Origin of the sequence: Lactiplantibacillus xiangfangensis, from assembly GCF_001438845.1 — a bacterium.
Taxonomy (GTDB): Bacteria; Bacillota; Bacilli; order Lactobacillales; family Lactobacillaceae; genus Lactiplantibacillus; species Lactiplantibacillus xiangfangensis.
In genome coordinates, this window is sequence record NZ_JQCL01000057.1 from 62938 (window position 1) to 86414 (window position 23477).

Here is a 23477-nt window from a genome sequence, read left to right on the forward strand (position 1 = left end):
CCCGGGAAATAGCTGTAATTTCGTGCAAAAAATATGATAAGCTAATTATCATGACACTTACTGAAAATTAGTTGTTACTAGATTTGGAGATGACAGACGTGGATGACGCAGAACGTGAGCGCGGACCATGGCATCGTAATTTAATTGTTCTATGGTTTTGTACGTTTGTTGCCGGGATGGCTTTTAGTGAAATTATGCCATTCCTTTCATTATTCGTTAGTCAATTAGGTGATTTTACTAAGGCGCAGGTCACGTTTTATAGTGGTTTGGCCTTTGCTGCGGACTACGCGATTTCTGCAATCTCAGCCCCGTTATGGGGAATCATTGCGGATAAAAAAGGCCGTAAGATTATGCTGTTACGGGCTTCACTCGGAATGGCCGTTGCGATGGGGTTAATGGGATTTGTGACCAGCGTTTGGCAATTGATTGCTTTACGGGCGCTTCAAGGCGTTTTTGCGGGCTTTATTTCTAACGCGCAGGCGCTAGTGGCCTCACAGACCCCGCGCCAATATAGTGGCCGGGCGCTCAGCACTTTGATTACTGGGGCCGTTAGTGGGCAATTGTTCGGACCAGTTATTGGTGGCTTTTTAGCTCAATTGTTTTCCATTCGCAATACCTTCTTCATTACGGCGGGCCTCTTGATGGTCGCATTTTTGATGAGCTTGATCTTTGTTCAGGAGCACTTTAAGCCGGTGGAACATCATCGGCAACCGGGTGAGAGTCGTAACCCGTTAGCGGCGTTTAAAAATCCAATGCTGATCATCGTTATGCTTTGTTCAACGGCAATTGTTCAATTTGGGAATGCGTCAATTGCGCCCATCATTAGCCTGTATGTGCGAGAACTAATGAATTACCGTGGCCCCATTACGGTGGTTGCGGGAATTATTGCCGCGCTTCCCGGGATTTCTAACATTATTGCTGCGCCCCGGTTAGGACGTTATGGCGATCATCATGGTTCGGGACGTGTACTTGTCTTCGGCTATATTTTTGCGGTCATTATGTACTTCCCACAGGGGATTGTAACGAGTGTCATTGCACTTGGAATACTGCGATTTGCGATTGGAATTTCTGATGGTGCGTTGTACCCGGAGATTCAAACGGTTTTAACCAAAAATACGCCAGTCCACTTAACGTCGACGGTCTTTAGCTATAATCAATCGTTTCAAGCGATTGGGAATATGCTGGGGGCGTTACTAGGCGGGCTTGTCGCAGGTTGGTTTAATTATAATGCCGTCTTTATCATGACGGCGGTGTTGTTGTTGATCAACTTGGGATTAGTCTTGTGGTTAGTACCCGATATTTGGAAAAGAGAAAAACGAAGTACCGAGTAAATGATGAGCGTTTGGGGAGCAACAGTCCCAAGCGCTTTTTTGATGAGGATAATTTTTGGCAGAAAAAATCATTGTCTTCGAGTAGGTCGAAGGGGCTAAACTAGCCATATTTCAATTATAGAAGTTATGTAGAGGTGTTAAATATGGCAATTATTCAAATCTTAATGGTCGTACTAGTAGCAACTGGGTTACTTACTTTAGTGGGGGACCCCACCGTTCATGTGCAACCACAACGGATCAAACAGCATCAATTAAATCACAAACACTAACGGATAACGATTGTTCTCCGGTAATGAGCAGTTCCCGTAGAGTGGGTAAAATGTTTGACCCACTCAATACTGGGAGTAAACTGGGTTAGGATAACGAAATAATACTGATTATGATAGGAGCGATTGAATGACAACAATTAATGCAGCTAATGCGGGAACGTATTCGTTTGATGATCAGTTCAAGGTTAATCGGCTTGGGTACGGCACCATGCAATTAACGGGTCCTGGAACTTGGGGTCCCTATGCTGATCCTGAAAATGGAATCAAGGTTATTAAAAAGGCTTTGGAATACGGCGTCAACTTCTTTGACACGGCGGATTCGTACGGGCCATGGTTTGCGGATCGGTACTTAGCAGCCGGCTTAAGTGGTGCGCAAAATCGCGATCAAATTTTTATTTCGGATAAGGTTGGTCAAACGCGGCAAGGGCCAAATATTTGGACGCCGCATGGTGAACCTAACTATCTGCGGCAACAAGTAGAAGTTTCAATGATGACCTTAGGAATCGATCATGAAGACCTCGTATTCTTACACCGAATCGATGATCATTTTTCAATTGCGGATCAAGTTGGTGAATTGAAGCAGTTACAAGACGAAGGCAAGATTAAACATATCGGGTTGAGCCAGGTCACCGTGGACCAAATCAAAGAGGCTCAAAAAGTGGCTAAAATCGATGCGATTGAAAACTTGTTCAACGTTTCAGATCATCGTGATGACGACGTGGTTGATTACGCGGCTTCACAAAACATGGCGTTCTTGCCGTGGTTCCCGTTAGCAACCGGTGAACTGGCACAGCCAGGTAGTGTACTGAGTACCATGGCACAAAAATACCAAGTTAGTCCTGCGCAAATTGCGTTAGCTTGGTTGTTGAAGCGGTCGGATAATATTTTGCCAATTCCTGGGACGAGTTCCGTGGAACATTTGGCAGATAACGTTGCAGCCGCAAACGTTGAATTATCGACGGCCGACTTTAATGGGTTGAGCCAATTGAGTCAAAAATAATCACAATATGAAATTATTATAACCGCCCAAGATAAAGCCGTTCGCTGGTTTCATCTTGGACGGTTTGTTTGTGATGCTTGTTTTCAAAACGCCCTGTGGTTAAAATGGATAAACAGATTGAGAGAGGATCGATGAAATGAGTACACGACTAATGAGTGACCACCCAGCAATTTATTTGGCGGGTCCTTGGTTTACGCCGGGACAACCCGAACGATTAGCAAAAATCGAGCGGTTAATGGATGATATGGGGCTGACCTACTACAGTCCGCGACTGGACGGCATTGATTTGACGCCTGATGCGACTGAAGCAGACCGAAACACAGTCTTTGCGGACAACGTGTTGCATTTAAAACGGGCTAAGTTAGTGGTCGCCGTTGTTGATGGTTTTGACACTGGCACAATTTGGGAAACTGGAACAGCGTATGGTCTGGATATTCCAGTGGCCTACTATGGTGAAACTTTAGGTGAGGGCACCTTTAACGTGATGTTAGCAAAATCTGGGAAGGCCACGATTGAAAATATGACCGATTTAAAAGCTTTTTTACAAGATCCAACCTCGGATGCGTTTCAATATACGGGTACGATTCGTTAATCTTGAATGAACAGTCAAGATAAGAAACGTGGTCCAAAAGGCAGTTTGTTTCGCTTAACCCGAAATCAGCGACCGTTCTAAACCCAAGAATAATCACTGATTTCACGTTAATGCTCACAAACTAACCGTCTTTTGGGCCACTCTTTTATCGTGAATTGAATTTAAAGTTATGAACGAGCTTTGGAAAGATATACTGATCAGCAGCGGCAATGATGACACCGTTCATCAGGATCGAGTAGAGGGTCCCAATGTTCACGGCCAAAACTCGATGGGTGATCACAAAGGTTATTAAAATAACGATAATTGGTGGGACGAAGTCGATCAACTGCGATGCGGTTGCGTTTTCCTTTAAATACATAAAACGCAAAATGTTCGTTGTATCATCGTTAGGGTGCATAAAGATGTTAGCGCGTTGGTACATCGAAATGGCAATGCAAAAGGCAGAGACACCTAAAATCGATAGAAGCATGCGCACAAACCATGGTAGCGCGGGCACCCCGAGCCATGTAAAACCTTTGATAAAAATATCAATAAAATAGCTAAAAACTAGCACGTAGACGATCTCGCCCCCGAAGCGAGGTAAGTCTATGTGCCGAATCAGCACTTGATTAGTCAGTGCGTTGATCAAGCCAATGATGAACAGCAAGATACCGACGTCCGGACCAAAGGCAGCGTGTAAGTTGACCGCTGCGGCCGTCCAAATGCCGCTGCCGACATTGGAAGTCACGCACAGTGCGTTACCGCAGGCGTTTAAAGCCAAACTAAAAATTAATGCGATGATTCGGGTGGGTAACGTATTACGAGTAGGACCGTTTACCGGCAAAAAAATCCCTCCAAAAATAATGATTCGATAGTTAATCTTAAAGCATTTAATGGGCTGGTAAAAGGGGCACAGCTCATAATATTAATAGAAAGTTTAAATGGTTTTTGATTTTATGATTAAAATAATTCAAACTTTGCGACTAAACTAACGCTAACGTAAAGTTTGAATGGCAAGCGATGGCGTTAATAACTAACGGTGTTATAGGATTATCGTGACAACACTTATTAAGCTTTTATGAAAAGAAGTAAAAATTTTCAGTTCAAACTGGACAAGCACTATCCAAGTTGTATAATGTACCTGTAAGCGTTATCAAACATTGAAAAACCTATTTTGGGGGCGTTATTATGGTTAAAAGTAAAGCAATTATGATTGGTGCCGGGCTATCAAACATGGCCGCGGCTGTATATTTGATTCAAGATGGTCATTGGGATGGCAAGGACATCACTTTCTACGGCGTTGATATGCATGGTGCTAACGATGGTGGTTCTACCACTGATTTTACCAATGAGTATTGGAACAAGAATCATCCGATGGAAAACACAACGGGTTACGTTGCCCGTGGTGGTCGGATGCTGAACTACCGGACGTACGTTGACTTAATGGATTTATTGGACCGGATTCCTTCCGTAACGGAACCAGGGATGACGGCCGCTGAGGATACGCGTGATTTTGACTCGAAACATCGGACTTACGACATTGCACGTTTGATGCAAGGTGGTAAGGGCATTATTGATGCAGGCAAGTTGGGCATGAATAACAAGGACCGGACGTTACTAAGCAAGTTAGTTTTGATGCCAGATAGCGAAGAAACTAAGCTCGATAACGTTTCAATTGCGGACTACTTCAAAGAAGACCCACATATGTTCCAGACCAATTTCTGGTACATGTGGGAAACCACGTTTGCATTCAGAACCCAAAGCTCCGTTCAGGAACTGCGGCGTTATATGCACCAAATGATTTATGAATTCACACAAATTGAACATTTGGTTGGGGTTAACCGGACCCGTTACAATCAATTTGAAAGCATGATTTTACCACTGATCAAATACTTGGAAGCTCAAGATGTCACCTTCATCGATAACAAGATTGTTAAAGACTGGAAGTTCAAAGACACCGAAATGCAAGACGAGATCACGGTCACTGGCTTAGTCGTTGAGGATGTTAAGAGTGGTGATACCGAAGAAGTTGAAGTGGACGACGATACTGCCGTGATCTTCACGAACGGGTCAATCACCGACTCCGCAACGATGGGTGATTTCAACACACCAGCACCAGAAAACATGGAATACGGGCTCAGTGCGGCACTCTGGAAGAAAGCTACTGAACGTTTCTACAACTTAGGGACGCCAGACAAGTTCTTCAATGACCGCAATGCGAGTGAATGGTCCAGCTTCACGTTGACGACTAAGAACCACTTGTTCTTAAACGAAATCGTGCGGATCACCACTCAGGAACCCGGAAATGCGTTGAACTCCTTCCTTTCAACCACGCCAATTACGCCGTTGAATCAAAAGGATGTTAACATGTCGATCGTGGTTCACCATCAACCACACTTTACGACCCAGAAGCCAAATGAAACGGTTCTTTGGGGCTACTTCCTCTACCCACGTCGTAAGGGTGAATTTGTACACAAGCCTTACATTGAAATGACTGGGAAAGAAATGGCCCAAGAATTGATTGGCCAGTTATCCAAGGTTGATCCTGGTCCTGGTAACATTAAGGATAAGGAAAAAGAAATCATGGATAGCATCATTAACAACATTCCTGTTTACATGCCATATGCCTCCGCACTCTTCAACAACCGGGCAAAGTCCGATCGTCCAGAAGTTTTGCCAAAGCATTCGACTAACTTGGCCTTCACGGGTGAATTTGCGGAACAACCTTACCAGATGATCTTCACAGAACAAAGTGCGGTTCGTTCTGGTGAAATTGCCGCTTACCACTTTGCCGGTGTACCAATGGAAAACTTGGTTAAGACACCACGTTACGACAAGGATCCTAAGACCTTGCTCAAAGCAACTAAGAAAATGTTTAGCTAATTAATTAGCCATTAAAATATGAAACGGCGTTGTGCAATTGCACGGCGCCGTTTTGTTGTGTCTTTGGGGGTTCTTTCTGAAGACGTGACGGTAAGATATGGTATGCTAGAACGGCACCTTTTTAAGAGGGGAGTGGGCGCCATGCCAGCGATGACCACTTTAGTGACACCCGCAGAAAATCGCTTCTTTTTGTTAAGCGAGCGGGTACGGCGGCAAAGCAGTTTGCAGCAAATTAGTCCACTATTACGTGAACACGTCACAATCAAAGCGGACAGTGACTTTTTGAAGCCGACGGTCCGTAACTTAATTATTCAAAAACACGCGGATTGGTTAACCGCTTGTAGTCACGAGTGGCAACTACTAGCTAGCTTGCCTTACGTGATTAATCCGAGTGAATCCCGGACTCAGTGGCGGCATTGCGAACTGTGCCACAAGCCGGTGCGCTATGAATATCACGTTCAAAATAAACACAACCACCAGGAATTAGTGGTGGGTTCGGAGTGCGTTAAAAAGTTCATGAACGCTGAAACCCGCTATTTGATGGTGATTACAACTGAAGATAACCGCAACGCGGTCCAGCAGTATCAGACTCTGACAGAGGCAGTGCCCGTTGTGCCAACAATTATGTTTAAGCAGCCGTGGCTACCGGATCTACCAGTGAGCCAGCGTCCGCAGGCACAACAGCTGCGGCAGACGACAACGGATACGGTGACGACGTACCTAAGACGCAGAACGACTAAGCTCCCGTTGCGTGAGTTGCGTCCGGCCGAGCAGACTTATCAGCGTCTGGCTGCCGACGAACAAGCCGTTGTGGCTGCTGAAAAGCACGCTGCCCAACAGCGATTAGTACAAGACCAGCAACAACGCCAAATCGATGCGCAACAGTCTGTGAATGCGGCCGAACAAAAGTTACGCAATAGCCGGGCATACCGCCGTTACTTGAGTCAGTTAGCCGCAATTATCGTGACGCGTCCTGAACGCCCAGAAGCCAAACAACGATTTGAAAAGTTAACGGTACCTGCCATGTCAAAAACGTTAGTCAATTCCTACCAATTTGGGCAAATGGTGATTGAGTACCGGCAGACGGGACGGATTCAAGTACGTCGGCTGGCCATGTTAGACCACCAATTCGTACAAGATCTCGACCAAACGACCCGTGAATTAGATCAGCGGCAAACGACCCGTTTCTACGACGACGTCTTCAACAGTTGTTGGGGATGGACTTATCATCAAGCAGCGAACCAGCGAGCGGATTGGCAACGATTGTTAACGACGCGCTGGGCGTCCCAACTGACGCTGACATGGTTTGAGCAATTGTGTGACCAGTCGACAGTGACGCAGATTGAAACGTGGTTAGGGGCTCACGCAACGGAAACGATGCAACGTGAACTTGGTCGGCGGTTGGCTGCCAATCCCGAGTTAGGGGTAATTGCACGGCAACGACTGACTAAGGGTGAGCTACAAACCTTTTGTCGGCGTGAACTGGCGACTAGCGAGACGATGGCAGACTTTAACCAGCGCTTTGATCAGCAGTATCACTTAGCAATGGAACGACAAGCCGAATTACACGAAACGTTAAGTTACTTTTATGTGGCGCAACATAGTGAGACTGACCACCAGACGGCGATTCGACGCTTCCAGTGGCTATTAGAACACCGGTAAGAATGTTTCACGTGAAACATCTTAATTGAGTGGCAAGATGCTTCTGAAACGATAAGACAAGCTAGAAAAAAGATGGCTGTAAGCCATCTTTTTTTGACTGTTTTCATTATCCATTTTGAAAATTAGTAGATATTATGAAATTAATAACTAGTGTGTGATGATGCGTTGATAGCCCCATACGCGCGTACTATTTGTTCGCCAATTTGCGTTTCAACTTTGCTGATGTAATGAGTGTCATCTAAAGGAAATTCAGAGTTGGCTTTAACAGGTATAATGACTGCACCTGCGATTTTTTGATTGATTTGCTCAACATAGTGTTCAGTTGTGTCCTGTTGAAGATGATAGTATTCAGCTAAAGCCTTAGCCGTATCTCCCAGTGGAAACGTGTATTTTTTGAGCAGATCATTGTATCTTATCGTAGTTCTACCAACTACTACTACTTTTCCCATATCTGATATTTCTACCCAGAGATAGCTATCCAGCAGTCTGCGATTGTTTTGCGAAAACTCTTTAAATTTATTTTTGATATACTGTTCCTTATCTTTCTGGTCTTGATTAGTAAGATCCAGTGAGACAGAAAAGATGTTTTCGACATCAGCAGCAGAAGGATTAACAAGACTGTTTGCCAAAGGCTCTAAATTTGTACAACACAAGTCAGAATCTGCTTTCAGAGTATTACACCCCAGACCAAGTAGTTGTTTAATTTGATCCGCAGCTTCTTCTGGTGATCCAAGCGATACTAAATGAGTGCATTTTGGTGTAGTTGTCATACCATTTTCTCCTCAGTAGTCGGTTTAATTTAGTAATCTGTTCTTAAAGCAACACAGGTTACAAAACTAACTATGCAATAATAAATGTGAAAATTCCAAAATAAACACCTCTAGCATAAAGAAATTATATGGAATTATTTGGTAGTAGGAAAGTTGGGCCTTAGAAGGCCGGTGGCACACTGAAATAGTATTGGATTGTTCCACGTGAAACATTATTTAGTTAGATTTTTGACTAAAATAGGGCCACCCAACAGCGTTTGCTGGGTGGCCCTATTTAAAAGGTTATTTATTTAAATGGATTCCAAAAACGTCCGCCGTTAACCTTAAACAGGGCAATGCCAAGTAAAATTAACAAGGCCACGACTAGTAACGCGAGGTAATCGTTACGCTTGAACTTCTGCGCCATGTACCACGTCCGTTTTTTGCCCTTACCAAAGCGGCGTAATTCCATCGCTTGGCTGATCACTTCAATCCGATCCAGGCTGGAAAAAATCAGGGGTAGCATAATTTGAATACCACCTTTGACTCGAGTCATAAATTTCGCCTTTTTAGAAATTTCAAACCCACGGGCTTGTTGCGCTAAGCTGATTGTCCGGTAATCCGATTGAACATCCGGAATATAGCGGAGCGCAATGGCGACCGAGTAGCTGATACGATAGGAAATCCCAATCTTATTCAGACTAGCTGCGAATTCACTAGGGTTGGTCGTCATCAAAAAAATCAATGCCAACGGAACCGCGAACGTGTACTTAAGAAGTAAGTTGAACTCGTAAAAGAGTTGCTCCGTCGTCAAGTTAAAGTAGTGGTTAGAACTCCCTAGTAGTAGGTGTTCGGTGCCATAAATATCGACTCCATAATGGGGGGCAAAGACGTAGACCATGACGAGGTTCAACACGGAAAAACCGATGATAACACTCATCACAAAGGATACGTCGCGATATTTGATTTTTGAAAATCGAAATAAGATTAACGAGAAGACCATGATACCGAGCAAATAACGGGTATCGAATGTCATCATGCCAATGACGGATAAGCCGACAAAGCTAAGCAACTTGGTACTACCACTCAAACGGTTTAAGAAGGTGTGCCTGTCATCGTAACCAATCAATAGTTGATGTTGCATCAGCGCGCCTCCCGTTCAGCCTGAACAAACTTAGCCACAAATTCGGTTGGATTGATCGCGTGGGCCGCCGCCAACGAATAGAGGCTCGTCTTGGCTAATGAAGCTTGGTCAATAATGGTGTCGTTTGTGAGAACGTCGGCCGGCGCTGCGTCCATTAAAATATTCCCACTACCCAGAACAATCGTCCGGTCAGTGTATTCGAGCATGAGGTGCATGTCATGGGTAATCAACATGATGGTCATGTCCTTTTCATGGTTGATTTTCGTTAAAAAGCCCATCATTTCGGTATAGTGTTGTAGGTCTTGTCCCGCAGTAGGTTCATCAAGAATGAGCATCGCTGGTTCTAGGACTAAAATTGCCGCAATCGTCACGCGTTTCTTTTGGCCAAAACTCAGTGCCGAAATGGGCCAGTGCCGGAATTCGTAAAGTCCACAGACTTTTAAAACGTCGTAAACGCGTTGCTCAATGGTATCAGGATCAACACCCCGTAAAACTAGTCCGGCCGCGACTTCATCGTAGATCAGTGTTTTTGAAATCATCTGGTTAGGGTCTTGCAAAATGTAACCGATCTGATCGGCCCGTTCTTTGACGGATTGGTGTTCCAACGGTTGCCCGTTGAAGGTCATGTGACCCTGTTGAGGGGTCAAAAAGCCAGTAATCAAGTTACTGAGCGTCGATTTACCAGTCCCGTTTTGGCCAACGAGGCTGACCATCTCACCCCGATTGAGGGTAGTCGAGAGGTCATTAATGATGGGTGCCTTGGGGTCGTATCCAAAGGTCAAGTGGTCGATGGTTAGTAGTGGGTCCGGGTGCTGGACGGGTGCCTTTAAGGTTACCCCCGCTGTCCAGCGTTGTAGCTGGTCCGTTAAATCTGGAACCTGTAAATTGGCTAAAGAATCGATGTGTTGGCACGTGTCGAGATCAACGCCAGCAAGCTTTAAAGCCGATAAATATAACGGCTCACGCAATCCAAGCTGGGCCATTAAGGACTGCCGCAAAATGGCTTCGGGCTTGTCATCGGCCACAATGGCACCGTCTTGCATGACGATTAAGCGGTCGATTGGCTGTTGCAACACATCTTCAATTCGGTGTTCGATAATCACCACGGTCAAATCTTGCGTATGGGTCAAGTGATCGATCAAGGCCATCGACGCCTTACCAGAAGCGGGATCGAGGCTTGCCAACGGTTCGTCAAACAGCAAGATTTTACTGTTGTCGATTAAGACGCCGGCCATGGAGACCCGTTGTTTTTGACCACCGGAGAGTTCCTGTGGCCGATGGGTCAATAAGTCCTTTAAATCTAACGTCGTTGCCCATTTTGCGGTTGCTTTTTGCATCTCGTCCTGCGATTGTTGGTCGTTTTCCAGTGAGAACGCCATGTCTTCGACAACGGTCAGGCCAACAAATTGGCTGTCGGGGTCTTGGAGGACGGTACCGACGTTCATGGAGAGGTCAAAAATAGAACTCTTCGTCACTTCTTTGCCGGCGACCATGGCAGTTCCAGCCACTTTTCCAGGATAGGATTGTGGAATGAGTCCGTTCAAACATCGCCCTAAGGTGGACTTTCCAGAACCGGATGGTCCCGCGATCAGAACCTTTTCACCGGGATAAATATCCAGATTGATATGGCGTAACGTCGGTTCAGTTTGGCTGTTATATTGAAATGAAAAGTCTTTAAAGCTAATGATTGGTGCGGTCATAGTATTAACGTTCCTTTTTTAGGCTCCCACGTTGGGTCCGAGTCCGTGAGTATAAAACTAGTAGGATGGTCCCAATGATGGCAACTGAGATTGAGTCGATGATCCAGGTTGTGACGCCTTGCACGTACACTTTCGTTGCTGGTTCATGATAAATAATGATATCACCGGTTGGTGCCAAAAGCACCCACCCAACAAAGTTAACGACGACTTGGTAAATGTTGAACCAAACTAATTTTGATGTGGAAAGGGCGCCGTTAGCGATTTTGAGCCGGTTTTTTGCTAACCCGAATGCGACTCCGATTAAACCATCAACGATGACCCATGTCCACCATGGTGAACCATAAGTGACGAAATCGTTTAAAGCGTGGCCGATGAATACGGCTAGGCCGGCAGCGACTGGCCCAAAGATGGCGCCGAGTAAGGCCAGAAAACCAATGGAGACGTTGACCTGGGTATTAGGAATCCCGGTTGGAATGGCCACGAACTTCATTAAAACAAAGATGACGGCGGCGCCAATCCCAGTAGCGACGACGGTACGGATTGAATTAGATTGCTGATTTTGCATGCAAAACACTCCTTAGATATGAATAATAATGGCAAACAACGGTGATGAGCGGTATGGCAACGAAAAAAACGCGCCTGAAAGTTTACACTTTCAAGGACGCGTTTGTGCGTGTTACCACCTAGATTTTCCCCAAAGGGACTCGTCTTGATGTTAACGGATCGCTCCGACTAAGGTTGATTAGTGGCCCTAGTAGCTTCTTCGAGACCATCTTCGATTAACGTTGTCACCGTTTTGCACCAAACACGGCTCTCTAAAGGCAAAGGTTAATCTACTCATCTCGTCACAGCTTTTTCTCATCTGAATTTAACTTATTACAGCATACGCCAAACCGTAAACCATCGCAAGCAAAACCAAGCGAAGGGCAGCGGTTACATGGGATTGGTCAGTAATTACTTTATGTCTGCAACGTAAAGTAATCAAACTATTATAGTAGGTATTAAAGGACAACGACGGTTCGACAGCACTAATTGAACAAAGATAATAAAAGTATATACAAATGATTTCATTTAGCTATTAAAAGGGGTAAACTAGTTACCAAGAACTTATTAAAGAAAGAATGTGACTAATTTGGCTTACAAGTATGAAACGATTGCCGACAGCTTACGAAACGATATCAAGTCCGGCAAATATACACCAGGTGAATTAATGCCGGATCAAAATAAGCTAGCGGCAAAGTTTGATACGACCCGGATTACGATCCACAAAGCGATTCAATTATTGATCATTGAAGGCATGGTCTACTCGAAACGGGGCGCCGGGACCTTTGTACGCAAAGACTTCAGTTTAACGGAGCATCGGCAAGAAACGCAAGTTGACCGCCCGCTGGGAACGACCCGGACGCATGAGGGAAAAAAGGTCACGAGTAAGGTTTTGGAACTAGAAGCCCGTTTACCGACCAAACGTGAAGCCGAACAGCTGATGATTGACGAAATGGATCCCGTTTACGTGATTCGGCGGACACGGTTCGTTGATGGCAAAATTTGGGCCTACGAGCACACGATTATGCCAACTGGCCTGGTCACATTGACGAAGAAAGTTTTGGAAGGTTCTATTTATGGCTATTTGGAACGGGAGCACGGCATGAAGATTGCCGGCTCCCACCGGATCATCTCTGCGGCCAAGGCAACGGATGAGGATGTCGAAGCCATGGGTGCGACCTTAAATGAGCCCGTTTTAGTCATTAACCAGGTCAGTTACATGGATGATGGTCAACCGTTTGAAGTTTCGGAATCACATTTTCCGTACGCAACGAGTACCGTGGTTGCGGACATTCAAGTGCATTAAAAAGACGTTAGTACGACCAAAGAATAGTGAAATAACGCTTCTAAGAAGTCACCGCAGATTTCCGCGGTGACTTTTTTGATATGCAGTGTGATTATACCGCCTAAAACACTGGTGTAGATTGCATTAGATTACTAAGAGCGTCATAATTAAGTTAGTGAAAGTAAGCGCTTTATTTAGCCTAATTAGGGGGGAACGCATATGCCAGAAAATTTTTACCAACGGCTGATCGATAAGTATGAACCAATGACGGAAGCCGCTTTTTTAACGCTCGTGAGTGTTCGTAAGCCAATCAAAAGTGAAGATATTCCCGCAAAGATTGCGGCGTTGACGGACAACAAGCTACAACTTGGTTTGGGGACGCTATTCACTAATTTACATGCCATGACAAGGGACTATCTCATGACCGAACAAGTGGATGATGACGATGTACACACGTACGAAATCACGGGGAGTGGTGAATCCGTTTTGGAAGCGGAATACGCACGTTTAAAGCTACTCAATCAAATCTGCGAGAATGAAAAGATTCAGGAATAACCGACAAATAATCGGGGGAGTATTGGAAAGAAGGGGATTCAATGCGTCGGTATAAATTGATAATCAAGGGTTCAGAGACTGAATTAAAATGGTTGAACCACTTGGCTAAAAAGGGGTGGCTCTTAACAAGTGTTCGCGGCAACTGGTACCAGTTTACCAAGACGTCCAAAACGTACCGCCTGTTTAGTGAGTACGTCACGGATGACGTGGCCACTGATTTGAAGCAGCCACAAGGACCGTTTCAAGTGTTAACAACGGTTCATTTAACGAATCCAGAGATTTGGGTTTGTTACTCGGGAACGACTGAGCCGCAATTACAAGCAACCAGGGTCGATGCGGGTGATGCGGAATTGCAATTAAAAATTGCCTTAGCGATGCGAGCACACCTGTTAAATAGGATGAACATTCTCTTTGCGTTAGGATTGCTCCTCGTTATCGGGTTAATCTACTTTAACGTTTTCACGGATGACGGTATGGAGTGGATCGTTTTCTTTTGGTTAGTGATTAGCTTTACACCGGCCTTTATGGCGGGAAAAGTGCACCGGCAGTCCAATGCTTTGCGCGTCCGCACCGGTGACTATCGGGGCGCTTGGCGACCAACTCAGCACGTCTTTTTGAATCATATGTCACATGATTTGGACTTAGATAAGGTCAAAGATATTGGTGAATGGACGTTGGTCGGCCATGATCAAAAGGGGATGTACTGGTATGACGTGCGGTCATTAGCCAGTTTAGCTGAAATTAAGAAAACGCTACAGCCAATTGTTGGTGATAGCGTTGACATATCGGTTATGAGCTACTTAGGCTTAGCGCCAATCGGGTATATTTAACCATTACAGGGAAGTGATTTTATGTGGAAGCATCGGTTTATGATCAAGGGGTCCAAGGAAGAGTTGGCGTGGCTGAATCGGGAAGCTAAACGCCATTATTTGTTAGTCGGTATTTGGAACAGTTGGTACCACTTTAAGCGGGTCACAACGACCTACCAAATTTTTAGCGAGTACGTCGCTACGGATTTTGTGCCAGAGTTGGCGAAGGCGAATCAACAGTTCAAGGTGTTGGCAACTTATGAAGTGTCCAATCCAGATATTCAAGTTGTCTACACGGGGACGGATCGAGCGACCACCACTAAGGTGTTACCTGGCGACCCTCAAATGCGGTTAAAAGTGGGCCTTCGAATGCGTGATCAGGCCATGAATACCGTCAACGTGGTGATCTATTCGGCGGTGGCACTCTTAGGAATTGTGATATTCCTGATTTTAAATATCGATGATGCAAATCAGGGTGAAAATGCGATGACCATTTGGTTCTTTGCGGCGGTGATCATCGGGGTGGTCGTCTTTCGACTTTACCGGGCAGCTAAGCAACTTCAAGATCAAATTGTTATCTTGAGACGGGATACGGAAAACTATGATGGCGCGTGGATGCCGACGATGCACGTGTTCATCGATCCGTTGACGACGGATTTGGATACCGAAGCGTTAAAGAGCCTTGGTCGGTGGTCGTTAGTTAATCGGACGAGTAAAGGGGCTTACTGGTACGACCTGCAGACGTTGGCCAGTGCGTCAGATATTAAAGCGAGTTTAAAGCCATATACCACGCCAACAACGCGTGTCAGCGTTGTCAGCTGGCTGGGCTTGGCACCATTAGGGTGGTTTATGTAATCAAAAGTGAGACTAGGATAACGACCTGGTCTCACTTTTTTTACTTTTTCTTATAAATTAAATAATATCAAATGACAATAAATAAAATAAGTAGTATTCTGAATTAGAAGACAAAGCCGGAATGTGTGGTATGTTTATTAAGTTATTTTTGATTATTAAAATGAAAATAAATTATACTATGAATATTTTTGTATTCATCACATTATTTTCACAAAATCAGTTTACCTTATAGATATAAACAATCAGTCAAAGCTGGCTGAAGAGTCGTCAAAACTTAGCGAGGTGATTTTGATGCGACTAAAAGATTTAACAGGAGAGACCTTTAGCCGTTTAACAGTGGTTGAACGTGCTGAAAGTGCGCCTAACGGTAATGCGCGGTGGTTGTGTCAATGTTCATGCGGTCGGCAGGTCGTTGTTGACAGCTACCGGTTGCGAAAAGGAATCACAAAGAGTTGTGGCTGTTTGCGCGCCGATGTGAGTCGGAAAAATATTTTTGAAAATCCTAAGACCCGTAAGAATATGGGCCGTAGTGATAATTTACCCCTATATCAAGGAACGTCGGTTGATCGTTTGAAGCCCAATAGTCGGAATCGTAGCGGCGTGATTGGCGTATCGTTTGATCGTTGCTCACAAAAGTGGGTCGCACGCTTAATGTATCGCGGTCGGTTAGTGTTGAACCAACAATTCGCCGATATGGATGATGCCATCTTGGCGCGTCGGCAGGCTGAAAAGCGCTATGTGATGCCCGTTTTGGCAGAATACGAGAAAAGCAGTGCAGAATAGTTTGGTACATAGAAGCCACCAGTTAAATTTTTTGACTGGTGGCTTTTTTGCATTGAAATTTCCCGGGAAATAATCCGCTTAATTTTAACAAGCCGATAAAATTGAGTTGCTTTAAGGAATCATTTAGACTTAGCAGTAGTCAAAATGAACGGAGGATGTAACGGATGGAAATGGGATTGGAACATAAGCGGGTGTTAGTAACTGGTTCGACTAAAGGAATTGGGCGCGCCATTGCGACCGCCTTTGCTAAAGAAGGTGCGGACGTCGTCATTAATGGTCGGCGGGCGGACACGGTCCAAGCAGTCGTTGAGCAACTAGCAGCTGCGTATCCAGAAACGACGCCAGTGGCAGCGCCGTTTGATATTAGCGACCCAACGGAAGCTGAAAAGTTATTCAAGTCAGTGTCGACGGTCGACGTTTTGGTCAACAACATGGGGATTTTTGCCCCCATGGCGTATGCCGATATTGATGATGCAACTTGGGACCGCTTCTTTAAGGTCAACGTCTTGTCTGGTAACCGCCTAGCGAAACATTATTTGCCATCGATGTTAGCTAATGACTTTGGACGCATTATTTTTATTGCGAGTGAAGAGGCGGTCATGCCGTCCGGTGAAATGCCCCAGTATTCAATGACCAAGTCCATGAATTTATCATTAGCAAAAAGCTTGTCCAAGTTAACCGTGGGAACGCACGTGACGGTGAACACGGTCATGCCCGGTTCGACTTTGACGGAAGGCGTTCAGCATATGTTGGACGAAATGTACGCGGATTCTGATTTACCAAAGGATCAGTGGGAACATGACTTTATGGTAAATCACCGGCCGTTGTCTCAGATCCAGCGGTTGATCCGTCCCGAAGAGATTGGCCGGTTAACGGTGTTTGTAGCCAGTCCGTTTGCTAGTAGCTTTTCCGGCGAAGCGTTGCGTGCCGACGGTGGCTTGGTCCCAACTTTGTATTAAAATAGTCAACAGTAAGCGTTTGGAAATTATCCAAACGCTTTTTTGGTGCGTAAAAAGCGGTTATAGCGGGGAATCTGGCATGTTAGTAAATAGAAATTTAAAATATTGACTGGTCAGTCATTGACTTATGAGTCAATGACGATTATGATTGCTTTTGAATTTAAACGGACGGCAAATTGCCGCCGTGATGGGAGTGAAAAATATGTCAAAACAAGCACCAGTACTAGAAGTAACCCATTTACAGAAACGCTTTGGTAAGTTTAACGCATTGAAAGATATTGATTTTGCAATTTATCCCGGAGAAGTTTTTGGTTTTATTGGCCCCAACGGCGCCGGTAAATCGACGACGATTCGGATTTTATTAGGAATTTTACGGGCCAGTGGGGGTTCAGCGACCATCTTTGGTCAGGACGTCTGGCATGACAGTGTTGCAATTCACCAACGGATTGCGTACGTTCCCGGCGACGTTTATCTGTGGCCTAATTTGAGTGGGGGCGAAGTCATTGACCTCTTCTTAAAGTTAAACGGTGAAAAGCATAGCGCCCATACCGACGAACTAATTAAAAAGTTCGCACTTGATCCACGCAAAAAAGCGCGCACTTATTCGAAGGGTAACCGGCAAAAAGTCGCGTTGATTGCGGCGTTTTCAACGGATGCGGATTTCTATATTTTTGACGAACCAACCTCTGGGCTAGATCCGTTGAACGAGCAGACGTTCCAAAATGAAGTCTTGAAGCTAAAACAACGGGGAAAGAGTGTGCTGCTATCGAGTCATATTCTTTCCGAAGTGGAAAAAATGTGTGATCGGATCGGCATTATTCGTGAAGGTCAAGTCGTTGAGACCGGGACCTTGGCCGAGATGCGTCATTTGACCCGAACAACCGTCGACGTTCAAACGAAGCAGGTCCTAGATGGTATTGACCAACTACCCGGTGTTCATGGCATGACGGTTAAATCAGGTCCTAACCACGTCAGTCTAGCGGTTGATGCTGATCAGCTCACAGCCGTGATGGCATTTCTAACGGCACGGGAACTCGTTAGCTTAACGACGACGCCCCCAACGTTGGAAGACTTGTTCATGCGCTATTATGAGAAGAACGGGCAAACGCCGGATGGGAAGTGATGGTGATGAATTTAACACAACTATTTCAGCGGACTGGCTTGCTAATTCGTTTTAATCTCAAACGCGACTGGGTCAAACTGGTTTTGTGGATCGTCATTATGGCGAGCCTATTAACGGCAGTTGCAGCTAAATTTGATACCATTTACAGTGATCAAACGGCTATTAATGAAATTATTAAAACTTTGAAGACGCCTGCCATGGTTTCACTCTTTGGGGCGTTTACGGCGCAACATCCGTACACGACGGCCAAGGTATTTGCGACTGAAATGGTCGTCTTTATGGCCCTGTTTATGGTCATTATGAATATTATGATTGGGGTCGCGGCAACTCGTGGGGACGAAGATGACGGATTACTAGAATTGATCCGTGCACACGCAGTTGGTCGGGGGGCGCCCCTGCTGGCTGGTGCGGTTGAATTGACCCTGCTTAATGGGTTGATTGGCTTACTCTTTAGCTTGGGATTACAAGTTGCGGGGATGCCCGGTGCGGATACGACCGGTAACTGGTTAATTGGTTTGGCGTTAGCAGCGTTGGGCTGGGCATTTGGTATGCTGACCCTAGTCGTTGCGCAGTTGGCCAACAACGCGAGTGGGGCAACCATGCTAAGTTACGCTATTTTAGGTGTGATGTACGTGGTTCGAATGAGTACCGATGTCAGCCATCCAAAATTGACGTGGTGGATTCCATTTGGCTGGATCGAAAAAATCAGCGCCTATCAAGCTAACCATTGGCTACCAGTCATTGCGTACGTCCTATTTGGATTAGTTTGCCTAGTCTTAGCGCTAGGATTGAGTCTTCAGCGTGACCTCGGTGCGGGGCTAATTACCGTGCGTCAAGGCCGGCAACGCGCTAGTCGCTGGCTTCGGGGGCCCGTTAGCCTGTTATGGCGGCAATCACGGGGCGTAATAATTGCCTGGATCATCGGGAATCTTATCCTCGGGGTGGCCTATGGATCGGTCTTTAATACCATTGGTGACCTGGCAAAAAGTAACCCAATGATTAAGCAATTATTGGGAGCGACGGCCCTTGCATCCGCGAACCGACTCATTGTGAAAAACTTTATTGCTATTTTGGCGGTTGTGATGGTAATCGTGGCACTCATTGCCGCAGTTCAGCTCATGTTGAAGCTGGTCAGTGATGAAAATAAAGGCTATTTACACCAAATTTCTGCAACGGCAACCTCACGTTGGCACGTCTGGGCTAGTTATACTGGTTGGGCCATGTTGACGAGCATCGTGGTTCTGTTTGCTGGTCTTGGCGGGATGTATCTGATGGGTGCCGCTGATATGAAGGACCCGATTAGCTGGTTGACTTACTGGCACGTCTTTTTGGCGTATGTCCCAGCAATGTTAGTAATGATCGCCTTTGCCAGCCTATTGACGGGGTGGCTACCAAAGTGGCGGTACTTAGCCTGGGCCTGGGTGGCCTACGCCTTTTTCTCCCTGTATTTAGGCAACTTGATTGACCTGCCGAAGTGGGCGAAGCATTTGACCCCGTTAGGCTTTGTGAATAAAGTTCCGCTTAAAGCCGTTGTTTGGTCAACCAACTGGTGGTGCCTTGCGCTGACTGTGCTAATATTAGTTGTAGCAGCAATTGGCTACCGGCGACGTGATTTAGCCCAGTAGCGGAAGGGAGTCAGGGAGATGACCAAACAAAAAACGTCTAAGGATCCCCAAAAAGAGGCCCGTATAATGCAGGCCGCACTCCACGCTTTTGCGGAAGCTGGTTATCGGGATGCTAAAACGGATCTGATTGCGGAAAAAGCCCAGGTCTCTAAAGGGTTGATCTTCCACTATTATGGCAGTAAACAAGCGCTATACGTACTCACCGTACAGACCGCCACGCAGACGATTATGGACAGTATTGATCCCCGGGCGTACGAAGCACCCAGTGACTTAGTGGCATTGGTCGTGCGGGGCACTAAATATAAGAGTGCGTTCGGTCGCACCCATCCAGACGAGATGCAGTTATTAATTAACGCATACGGTGAGGTCGATCAATTACCAGCGAAGGTCCAGACACAGATCAAAGAACTGTATACGCAAAGTATTGCGGTCACTCAGCATTTGATTCAAGACGTTTTGGCGCAGATGAAATTACGTCCGGAATTGAAGCAAGACGATGTCGTTGATTTGATTGTGGGTGTCTATAATCAGATTTTTGCGGAATTTCAAGTCCACATGGCTAAAAATCATGACGTTAAGTCGATGGACGATGTGCAATGGATCGTTGAGCGGGCTAAAACCTACATGGGAATTTTAGAATATGGCTTTACTGAACCAAAGCAGTAATTAATTTTAGAGTTTGGATACAAAAAATGAACGGCTAACTGGCGATAATCGTCGGTTAGCCGTTCATTTTTTAGTTGAGCTCTAAGGGTTAAAAGTCATAAAAAATTGATACCAGCAATATACCAACAAATTTGGTGAACTTGCCGTTTCCGGCCGGCCATGATTTCACCTTGAGTTGAGATGTTAAAGGTTTCAAGCTGAAATATTGGATCAGCTATTCGACGGTGATGAGGACTTCTTCCGAAATTACTTGGTCAAAGTTAGGTTGAATAAAGAGAACGGTGACTTTGGCTTGGCCGCGTTGAAGGCCCTTGATAACCCCCGCATGTGAGACGGACAAAATAGTGTCGTCTTCAGAAGTAAAACTATAGTGGCCCCCGCGAGTGTTTGCTGGGAGGGTCATCGCGGCAATTTGGACACTTTCGTTAACTTTAAGGTGTTGGTCAACTTTAATAATCAGTTGGCGTGCTTTAAATTCGTCTTCGGGAATGTCCGAATTGACGTCATCAGTTGGTCGAATAACACTGGCCGGATTCCCGCCAAGAATAACTGAACCGTCAACGTAAGAACGGGTCACGACGGCCCCAGCACCAACGATGGTTTTGTTTCCCAGGGTGACGCCACCCATGATGGTTGCGCCAGCGCCAATCCAGCAATCGGCCCCGATTTTAATGGGCTTGGTGAACATTTTACCCAGCTGGCGGCTGTCCGCGTGTAGGGGATGGTAGTCAGTAATCAGTTGGCAGCGTGGGCCAATTAAAGTTCGGCTACCAATTTCAATTTTGGCATGGTCCATAAAATCACAGTCGTAATTGATCATGGCACCTTCACCGAGAAAGGTATTGATGCCCGTACTCATCCGAATGGGACCAAACACTAAGTTGGACTCGTCGGCCTGACCGAATAAATGTTGTTTAACCGTTTCCGGATCCATTTCTTGATCCCCGTAATTAAATTTAAACGTTAATTGACTAGCTCGTGTCATGACGCGGGCAATTTCTGGGTCTGCGACGTCGTACCACCCGCCATTTTTCATTTTATTAAATTCTGTTTGATCTAACGTATGCTCCTCCATGCGTGTTCCTCCTCAAATCCTCAGGAATAAGTCCTGTGTAAAGTATAGCAGTGCACGGGACCTATTTGGCTTGACTAAATAATACAGTTATCTTTTTATAGTATGTCGTTATTTTTGATCAAGGTGATCAATGAACGCTTTTTAACCCTTGAAGGGGGCCAAAATGTGGTAAGTTAGAGGTAATAAATTAACGAGGTGAAAAACCAGGATGAATTTGAATTTAACCGCTAAACAGAGCCAACAGTGGCGGCAACTGCTGAGCTTAATGGATGATAATTTAATGGCCCTGGTGGCCGATATGGAAGCGTCAGGTAAAATGGCGCCTACCGTTTTGACGGCGCTACAAAAACGTGGCTTGCCACGAACAGGATTGTCCGCCGACGCGGACCGGTTGAGTGAGCAGACCTTGGGTGTTCTTGCAATGGCACAGCAATCGGCTAGTTTGGCCACGCTACTGGCAACTTGGTGGCAAGTGGTTGATGCCGTTACAACTTACGGAACGGCACAACAAAAACACGATTACTTAGAAACGCTACAGCTAATGGGATTACCCGCTATGGGTGCACCCGCAACGGCTGCCGTTACGGCCATGCCAGTGGCCGACGGTTGGCAGTTGACGGGGACGGTGACACACGTAATTAATACGGGAATGGCACAGACGTACTTAGTTTTAGCTCAAACGCCACCTGACGTGCCAAGTGCCTTCTTAGTGCGGGCGGATCAACCTGGGGTGAAAGTCGTCAATCAGCTTGAAACGTTAGGCTTGCGGGGCTTAGCACTGGCGGATTTAACGCTTGAACAGGTCAAAGTGACGGCTAGTGATCGGCTAGGCGCCATTGGGCAGGGCTTGGCGATCTTTCAGCGGGTTCAAGCCGTTGGTCAGATGATGCTCAGTGCCGTTGGTGCGGGGATTTTAGAGCATGCGGGTCGGCAGATTCAACAACTGGCCCTGATGGAACAACCCCCGTTAGCCGAATTAACGCCACTGCTGGCAACGTCCCGTGCGTTGACCCTGGGTGCTTTATCAACGGCCAGTCAGGCTGATGAAAATGACGCCTTTTTCCAGTCAGCTGCTCTGACGGCTTGGCAAACGGTGAGTCAAAGTACGCCCCAGTTGCTCAGCGTGACGACCTTGATTGGGGACTTAGCGTACGGTGTGCGATCACCAATGATGGCACTCACACAGGACCTAGAAATGCTGCCACTATTAGTCGGAACGGCGCATCACCTGGCCACCACATTTGCGACCCATACGTTGAACGCCCCAGCGGTTGAAGCGGCTACTAGTGAAGCTCACAAGGAGCCCGAACAGTTAGCCGTATCAGATCTGCACCGGGTTGTTAAGAAGCTGAATTTGACCAAGGACGTTCCCGTTAACGTAGGGAGTATTGCGACGGCCAAACGGATTGTGACTTTGGGCCGGGGCGCACTGGATCCTGCCGTATTATTACAAGCACAACAGCTAGCTAAGTGGATTGGGGCGGCCATTGCGGTCACTCAACCATTGACGAGCTTGGAGCAGTTCAGTATTGATCAACAGATCGGTGGGGACGCGGTGTCCGTAGCTCCCGAAGTCTTGATCAATCTAGGCGTATCGGGTGATGACCAATATTTAGCTGGTATCGCGGGTGCGCGGCACGTCCTATCCGTTAATCGCGATGCGACTGCACCGATTATGGCGGCGTCACACCAAGTATTTGTAGGCGACGTGACAACGTTTTTAGACGGAATGGTCGCCGCGTTGAATTAAAGATACGTGTCATTATAAAGAGAGTGGTCCAAAAGGCGGTTAATTTGCGAGCATTAACGTGAAAGCAGTGATTATTCCTGGGTTTTGGAATAGTCACTGCTTTCGGGTTAAGCGGAACAAATTGCCTTTTGGCCCACGTT

22 protein-coding genes are annotated in these 23477 nt (G+C 46.0%); 16 read left to right on the top strand and 6 right to left on the bottom strand.

Annotation, left to right across the window (positions count from 1 at the left end):
* The first annotated feature begins 98 nt into the window (after positions 1-98).
* The 4 genes from IV64_RS05880 to IV64_RS05890 all read left to right on the top strand — a co-directional run bounded on the left by IV64_RS05880 (position 99) and on the right by IV64_RS05890 (position 3192).
* Entirely contained in the window at positions 99-1331 is a 1233-nt protein-coding gene (locus tag IV64_RS05880; protein ID WP_057706204.1) for an MFS transporter, read from the top strand.
* Positions 1332-1474: 143 nt separating this feature from the next.
* Positions 1475-1600 carry a hypothetical protein gene (locus IV64_RS14755; RefSeq protein WP_272946839.1) on the top strand — a complete coding sequence of 42 codons (126 nt, stop codon included), beginning with the start codon at positions 1475-1477 and terminating at the stop codon, positions 1598-1600.
* 127 nt (positions 1601-1727) lie between these two features.
* Positions 1728-2600 carry an aldo/keto reductase gene (locus IV64_RS05885; RefSeq protein ID WP_057706205.1) on the top strand — a complete coding sequence of 291 codons (873 nt, stop codon included), beginning with the start codon at positions 1728-1730 and terminating at the stop codon, positions 2598-2600.
* Between the two features lie 136 nt (positions 2601-2736).
* Positions 2737-3192, top strand: a complete 456-nt coding sequence (locus IV64_RS05890) for a nucleoside 2-deoxyribosyltransferase (RefSeq protein WP_057706206.1) — start codon at positions 2737-2739, stop codon at positions 3190-3192.
* A 145-nt stretch (positions 3193-3337) separates the two neighbouring features.
* Here the strand turns inward: IV64_RS05890 and IV64_RS05895 are convergent, their stop codons facing one another.
* The gene (locus tag IV64_RS05895; RefSeq protein ID WP_476737442.1) at positions 3338-4015 is read right to left on the bottom strand and encodes a DUF6198 family protein; all 678 of its coding nucleotides are present in this window, start codon (positions 4013-4015) and stop codon (positions 3338-3340) included.
* A 344-nt stretch (positions 4016-4359) separates the two neighbouring features.
* Here IV64_RS05895 and IV64_RS05900 point away from each other — a divergent pair, with 344 nt between their 5' ends.
* Together IV64_RS05900 and IV64_RS05905 are read left to right on the top strand one after the other, a co-directional pair.
* Positions 4360-6054, top strand: a complete 1695-nt coding sequence (locus IV64_RS05900) for an oleate hydratase (protein ID WP_057706207.1) — start codon at positions 4360-4362, stop codon at positions 6052-6054.
* A gap of 141 nt (positions 6055-6195) precedes the next feature.
* Positions 6196-7716: a hypothetical protein gene (locus tag IV64_RS05905; protein ID WP_057706208.1), complete on the top strand. Its 1521-nt coding sequence runs from the start codon at positions 6196-6198 to the stop codon at positions 7714-7716.
* A gap of 140 nt (positions 7717-7856) precedes the next feature.
* On the opposite strand, the gene IV64_RS05910 is transcribed toward IV64_RS05905, so the two are convergent.
* The 4 genes from IV64_RS05910 to IV64_RS05925 all read right to left on the bottom strand — a co-directional run bounded on the left by IV64_RS05910 (position 7857) and on the right by IV64_RS05925 (position 11874).
* Positions 7857-8486: a hypothetical protein gene (locus IV64_RS05910; protein WP_057706209.1), complete on the bottom strand. Its 630-nt coding sequence runs from the start codon at positions 8484-8486 to the stop codon at positions 7857-7859.
* Positions 8487-8772: 286 nt separating this feature from the next.
* Positions 8773-9609, bottom strand: a complete 837-nt coding sequence (locus IV64_RS05915; protein ID WP_057706210.1) for an energy-coupling factor transporter transmembrane component T family protein — start codon at positions 9607-9609, stop codon at positions 8773-8775.
* Positions 9609-11309 (bottom strand): ABC transporter ATP-binding protein, encoded by a 1701-nt coding sequence (locus IV64_RS05920; protein ID WP_057706211.1) that lies wholly within the window; start codon positions 11307-11309, stop codon positions 9609-9611. Before IV64_RS05920 ends, IV64_RS05915 begins: the two co-directional genes overlap by 1 nt.
* A gap of 4 nt (positions 11310-11313) precedes the next feature.
* A complete protein-coding gene (locus tag IV64_RS05925) occupies positions 11314-11874 on the bottom strand; it encodes an ECF-type riboflavin transporter substrate-binding protein (protein WP_057706212.1) in 561 nt (186 codons plus the stop codon).
* A gap of 567 nt (positions 11875-12441) precedes the next feature.
* Between IV64_RS05925 and IV64_RS05930 the strand changes: the two genes are divergently transcribed.
* The 9 genes from IV64_RS05930 to IV64_RS05970 all read left to right on the top strand — a co-directional run bounded on the left by IV64_RS05930 (position 12442) and on the right by IV64_RS05970 (position 20512).
* Positions 12442-13158 carry a GntR family transcriptional regulator gene (locus IV64_RS05930; RefSeq protein ID WP_057706213.1) on the top strand — a complete coding sequence of 239 codons (717 nt, stop codon included), beginning with the start codon at positions 12442-12444 and terminating at the stop codon, positions 13156-13158.
* 198 nt (positions 13159-13356) lie between these two features.
* Positions 13357-13692, top strand: a complete 336-nt coding sequence (locus tag IV64_RS05935; protein ID WP_057706214.1) for a PadR family transcriptional regulator — start codon at positions 13357-13359, stop codon at positions 13690-13692.
* Positions 13693-13733: 41 nt separating this feature from the next.
* The gene (locus IV64_RS05940) at positions 13734-14522 is read left to right on the top strand and encodes a DUF2812 domain-containing protein (RefSeq protein WP_057706215.1); all 789 of its coding nucleotides are present in this window, start codon (positions 13734-13736) and stop codon (positions 14520-14522) included.
* 21 nt (positions 14523-14543) lie between these two features.
* Positions 14544-15356: a hypothetical protein gene (locus IV64_RS05945; protein ID WP_057706216.1), complete on the top strand. Its 813-nt coding sequence runs from the start codon at positions 14544-14546 to the stop codon at positions 15354-15356.
* A gap of 291 nt (positions 15357-15647) precedes the next feature.
* On the top strand, positions 15648-16139 hold the full coding sequence (locus tag IV64_RS05950) for an alcohol dehydrogenase (RefSeq protein WP_083491590.1): 492 nt from the start codon (positions 15648-15650) through the stop codon (positions 16137-16139).
* Positions 16140-16303: 164 nt separating this feature from the next.
* Positions 16304-17098: an SDR family NAD(P)-dependent oxidoreductase gene (locus IV64_RS05955; protein ID WP_057706217.1), complete on the top strand. Its 795-nt coding sequence runs from the start codon at positions 16304-16306 to the stop codon at positions 17096-17098.
* 202 nt (positions 17099-17300) lie between these two features.
* The gene (locus IV64_RS05960) at positions 17301-18221 is read left to right on the top strand and encodes an ABC transporter ATP-binding protein (RefSeq protein WP_057706218.1); all 921 of its coding nucleotides are present in this window, start codon (positions 17301-17303) and stop codon (positions 18219-18221) included.
* Positions 18221-19846, top strand: a complete 1626-nt coding sequence (locus IV64_RS05965; protein WP_057706219.1) for an ABC transporter permease — start codon at positions 18221-18223, stop codon at positions 19844-19846. Before IV64_RS05960 ends, IV64_RS05965 begins: the two co-directional genes overlap by 1 nt.
* Before the next feature lie 18 nt (positions 19847-19864).
* Complete coding sequence (locus tag IV64_RS05970) at positions 19865-20512, top strand: TetR/AcrR family transcriptional regulator (RefSeq protein WP_057706220.1); 648 nt, start codon at positions 19865-19867, stop codon at positions 20510-20512.
* A 214-nt stretch (positions 20513-20726) separates the two neighbouring features.
* Here IV64_RS05970 and IV64_RS05975 read toward each other — a convergent pair whose 3' ends face one another.
* A complete protein-coding gene (locus IV64_RS05975) occupies positions 20727-21587 on the bottom strand; it encodes a DapH/DapD/GlmU-related protein (RefSeq protein WP_057706221.1) in 861 nt (286 codons plus the stop codon).
* A 208-nt stretch (positions 21588-21795) separates the two neighbouring features.
* Here IV64_RS05975 and IV64_RS05980 point away from each other — a divergent pair, with 208 nt between their 5' ends.
* A complete protein-coding gene (locus IV64_RS05980; RefSeq protein WP_057706222.1) occupies positions 21796-23337 on the top strand; it encodes an FAD-binding protein in 1542 nt (513 codons plus the stop codon).
* Positions 23338-23477: the final 140 nt, after the last annotated feature.

What these genes read in the sequence shown, in the direction of transcription:
- IV64_RS05980 (WP_057706222.1), top strand. Translation starts at nt 21,796, where the DNA reads ATGAATTTGAATTTAACCGCTAAACAGAGCCAACAGTGGCGGCAACTG.
- IV64_RS05890 (WP_057706206.1), top strand. Translation starts at nt 2,737, where the DNA reads ATGAGTACACGACTAATGAGTGACCACCCAGCAATTTATTTGGCGGGT.
- IV64_RS05920 (WP_057706211.1), bottom strand. Translation starts at nt 11,309, where the DNA reads ATGACCGCACCAATCATTAGCTTTAAAGACTTTTCATTTCAATATAAC.
- IV64_RS05960 (WP_057706218.1), top strand. Translation starts at nt 17,301, where the DNA reads ATGTCAAAACAAGCACCAGTACTAGAAGTAACCCATTTACAGAAACGC.
- IV64_RS05965 (WP_057706219.1), top strand. Translation starts at nt 18,221, where the DNA reads ATGGTGATGAATTTAACACAACTATTTCAGCGGACTGGCTTGCTAATT.
- IV64_RS05910 (WP_057706209.1), bottom strand. Translation starts at nt 8,486, where the DNA reads ATGACAACTACACCAAAATGCACTCATTTAGTATCGCTTGGATCACCA.
- IV64_RS05970 (WP_057706220.1), top strand. Translation starts at nt 19,865, where the DNA reads ATGACCAAACAAAAAACGTCTAAGGATCCCCAAAAAGAGGCCCGTATA.
- IV64_RS05945 (WP_057706216.1), top strand. Translation starts at nt 14,544, where the DNA reads ATGTGGAAGCATCGGTTTATGATCAAGGGGTCCAAGGAAGAGTTGGCG.
- IV64_RS05950 (WP_083491590.1), top strand. Translation starts at nt 15,648, where the DNA reads ATGCGACTAAAAGATTTAACAGGAGAGACCTTTAGCCGTTTAACAGTG.
- IV64_RS05975 (WP_057706221.1), bottom strand. Translation starts at nt 21,587, where the DNA reads ATGGAGGAGCATACGTTAGATCAAACAGAATTTAATAAAATGAAAAAT.
- IV64_RS05915 (WP_057706210.1), bottom strand. Translation starts at nt 9,609, where the DNA reads ATGCAACATCAACTATTGATTGGTTACGATGACAGGCACACCTTCTTA.
- IV64_RS05905 (WP_057706208.1), top strand. Translation starts at nt 6,196, where the DNA reads ATGCCAGCGATGACCACTTTAGTGACACCCGCAGAAAATCGCTTCTTT.
- IV64_RS14755 (WP_272946839.1), top strand. Translation starts at nt 1,475, where the DNA reads ATGGCAATTATTCAAATCTTAATGGTCGTACTAGTAGCAACTGGGTTA.
- IV64_RS05900 (WP_057706207.1), top strand. Translation starts at nt 4,360, where the DNA reads ATGGTTAAAAGTAAAGCAATTATGATTGGTGCCGGGCTATCAAACATG.
- IV64_RS05935 (WP_057706214.1), top strand. Translation starts at nt 13,357, where the DNA reads ATGCCAGAAAATTTTTACCAACGGCTGATCGATAAGTATGAACCAATG.
- IV64_RS05955 (WP_057706217.1), top strand. Translation starts at nt 16,304, where the DNA reads ATGGAAATGGGATTGGAACATAAGCGGGTGTTAGTAACTGGTTCGACT.
- IV64_RS05925 (WP_057706212.1), bottom strand. Translation starts at nt 11,874, where the DNA reads ATGCAAAATCAGCAATCTAATTCAATCCGTACCGTCGTCGCTACTGGG.
- IV64_RS05940 (WP_057706215.1), top strand. Translation starts at nt 13,734, where the DNA reads ATGCGTCGGTATAAATTGATAATCAAGGGTTCAGAGACTGAATTAAAA.
- IV64_RS05885 (WP_057706205.1), top strand. Translation starts at nt 1,728, where the DNA reads ATGACAACAATTAATGCAGCTAATGCGGGAACGTATTCGTTTGATGAT.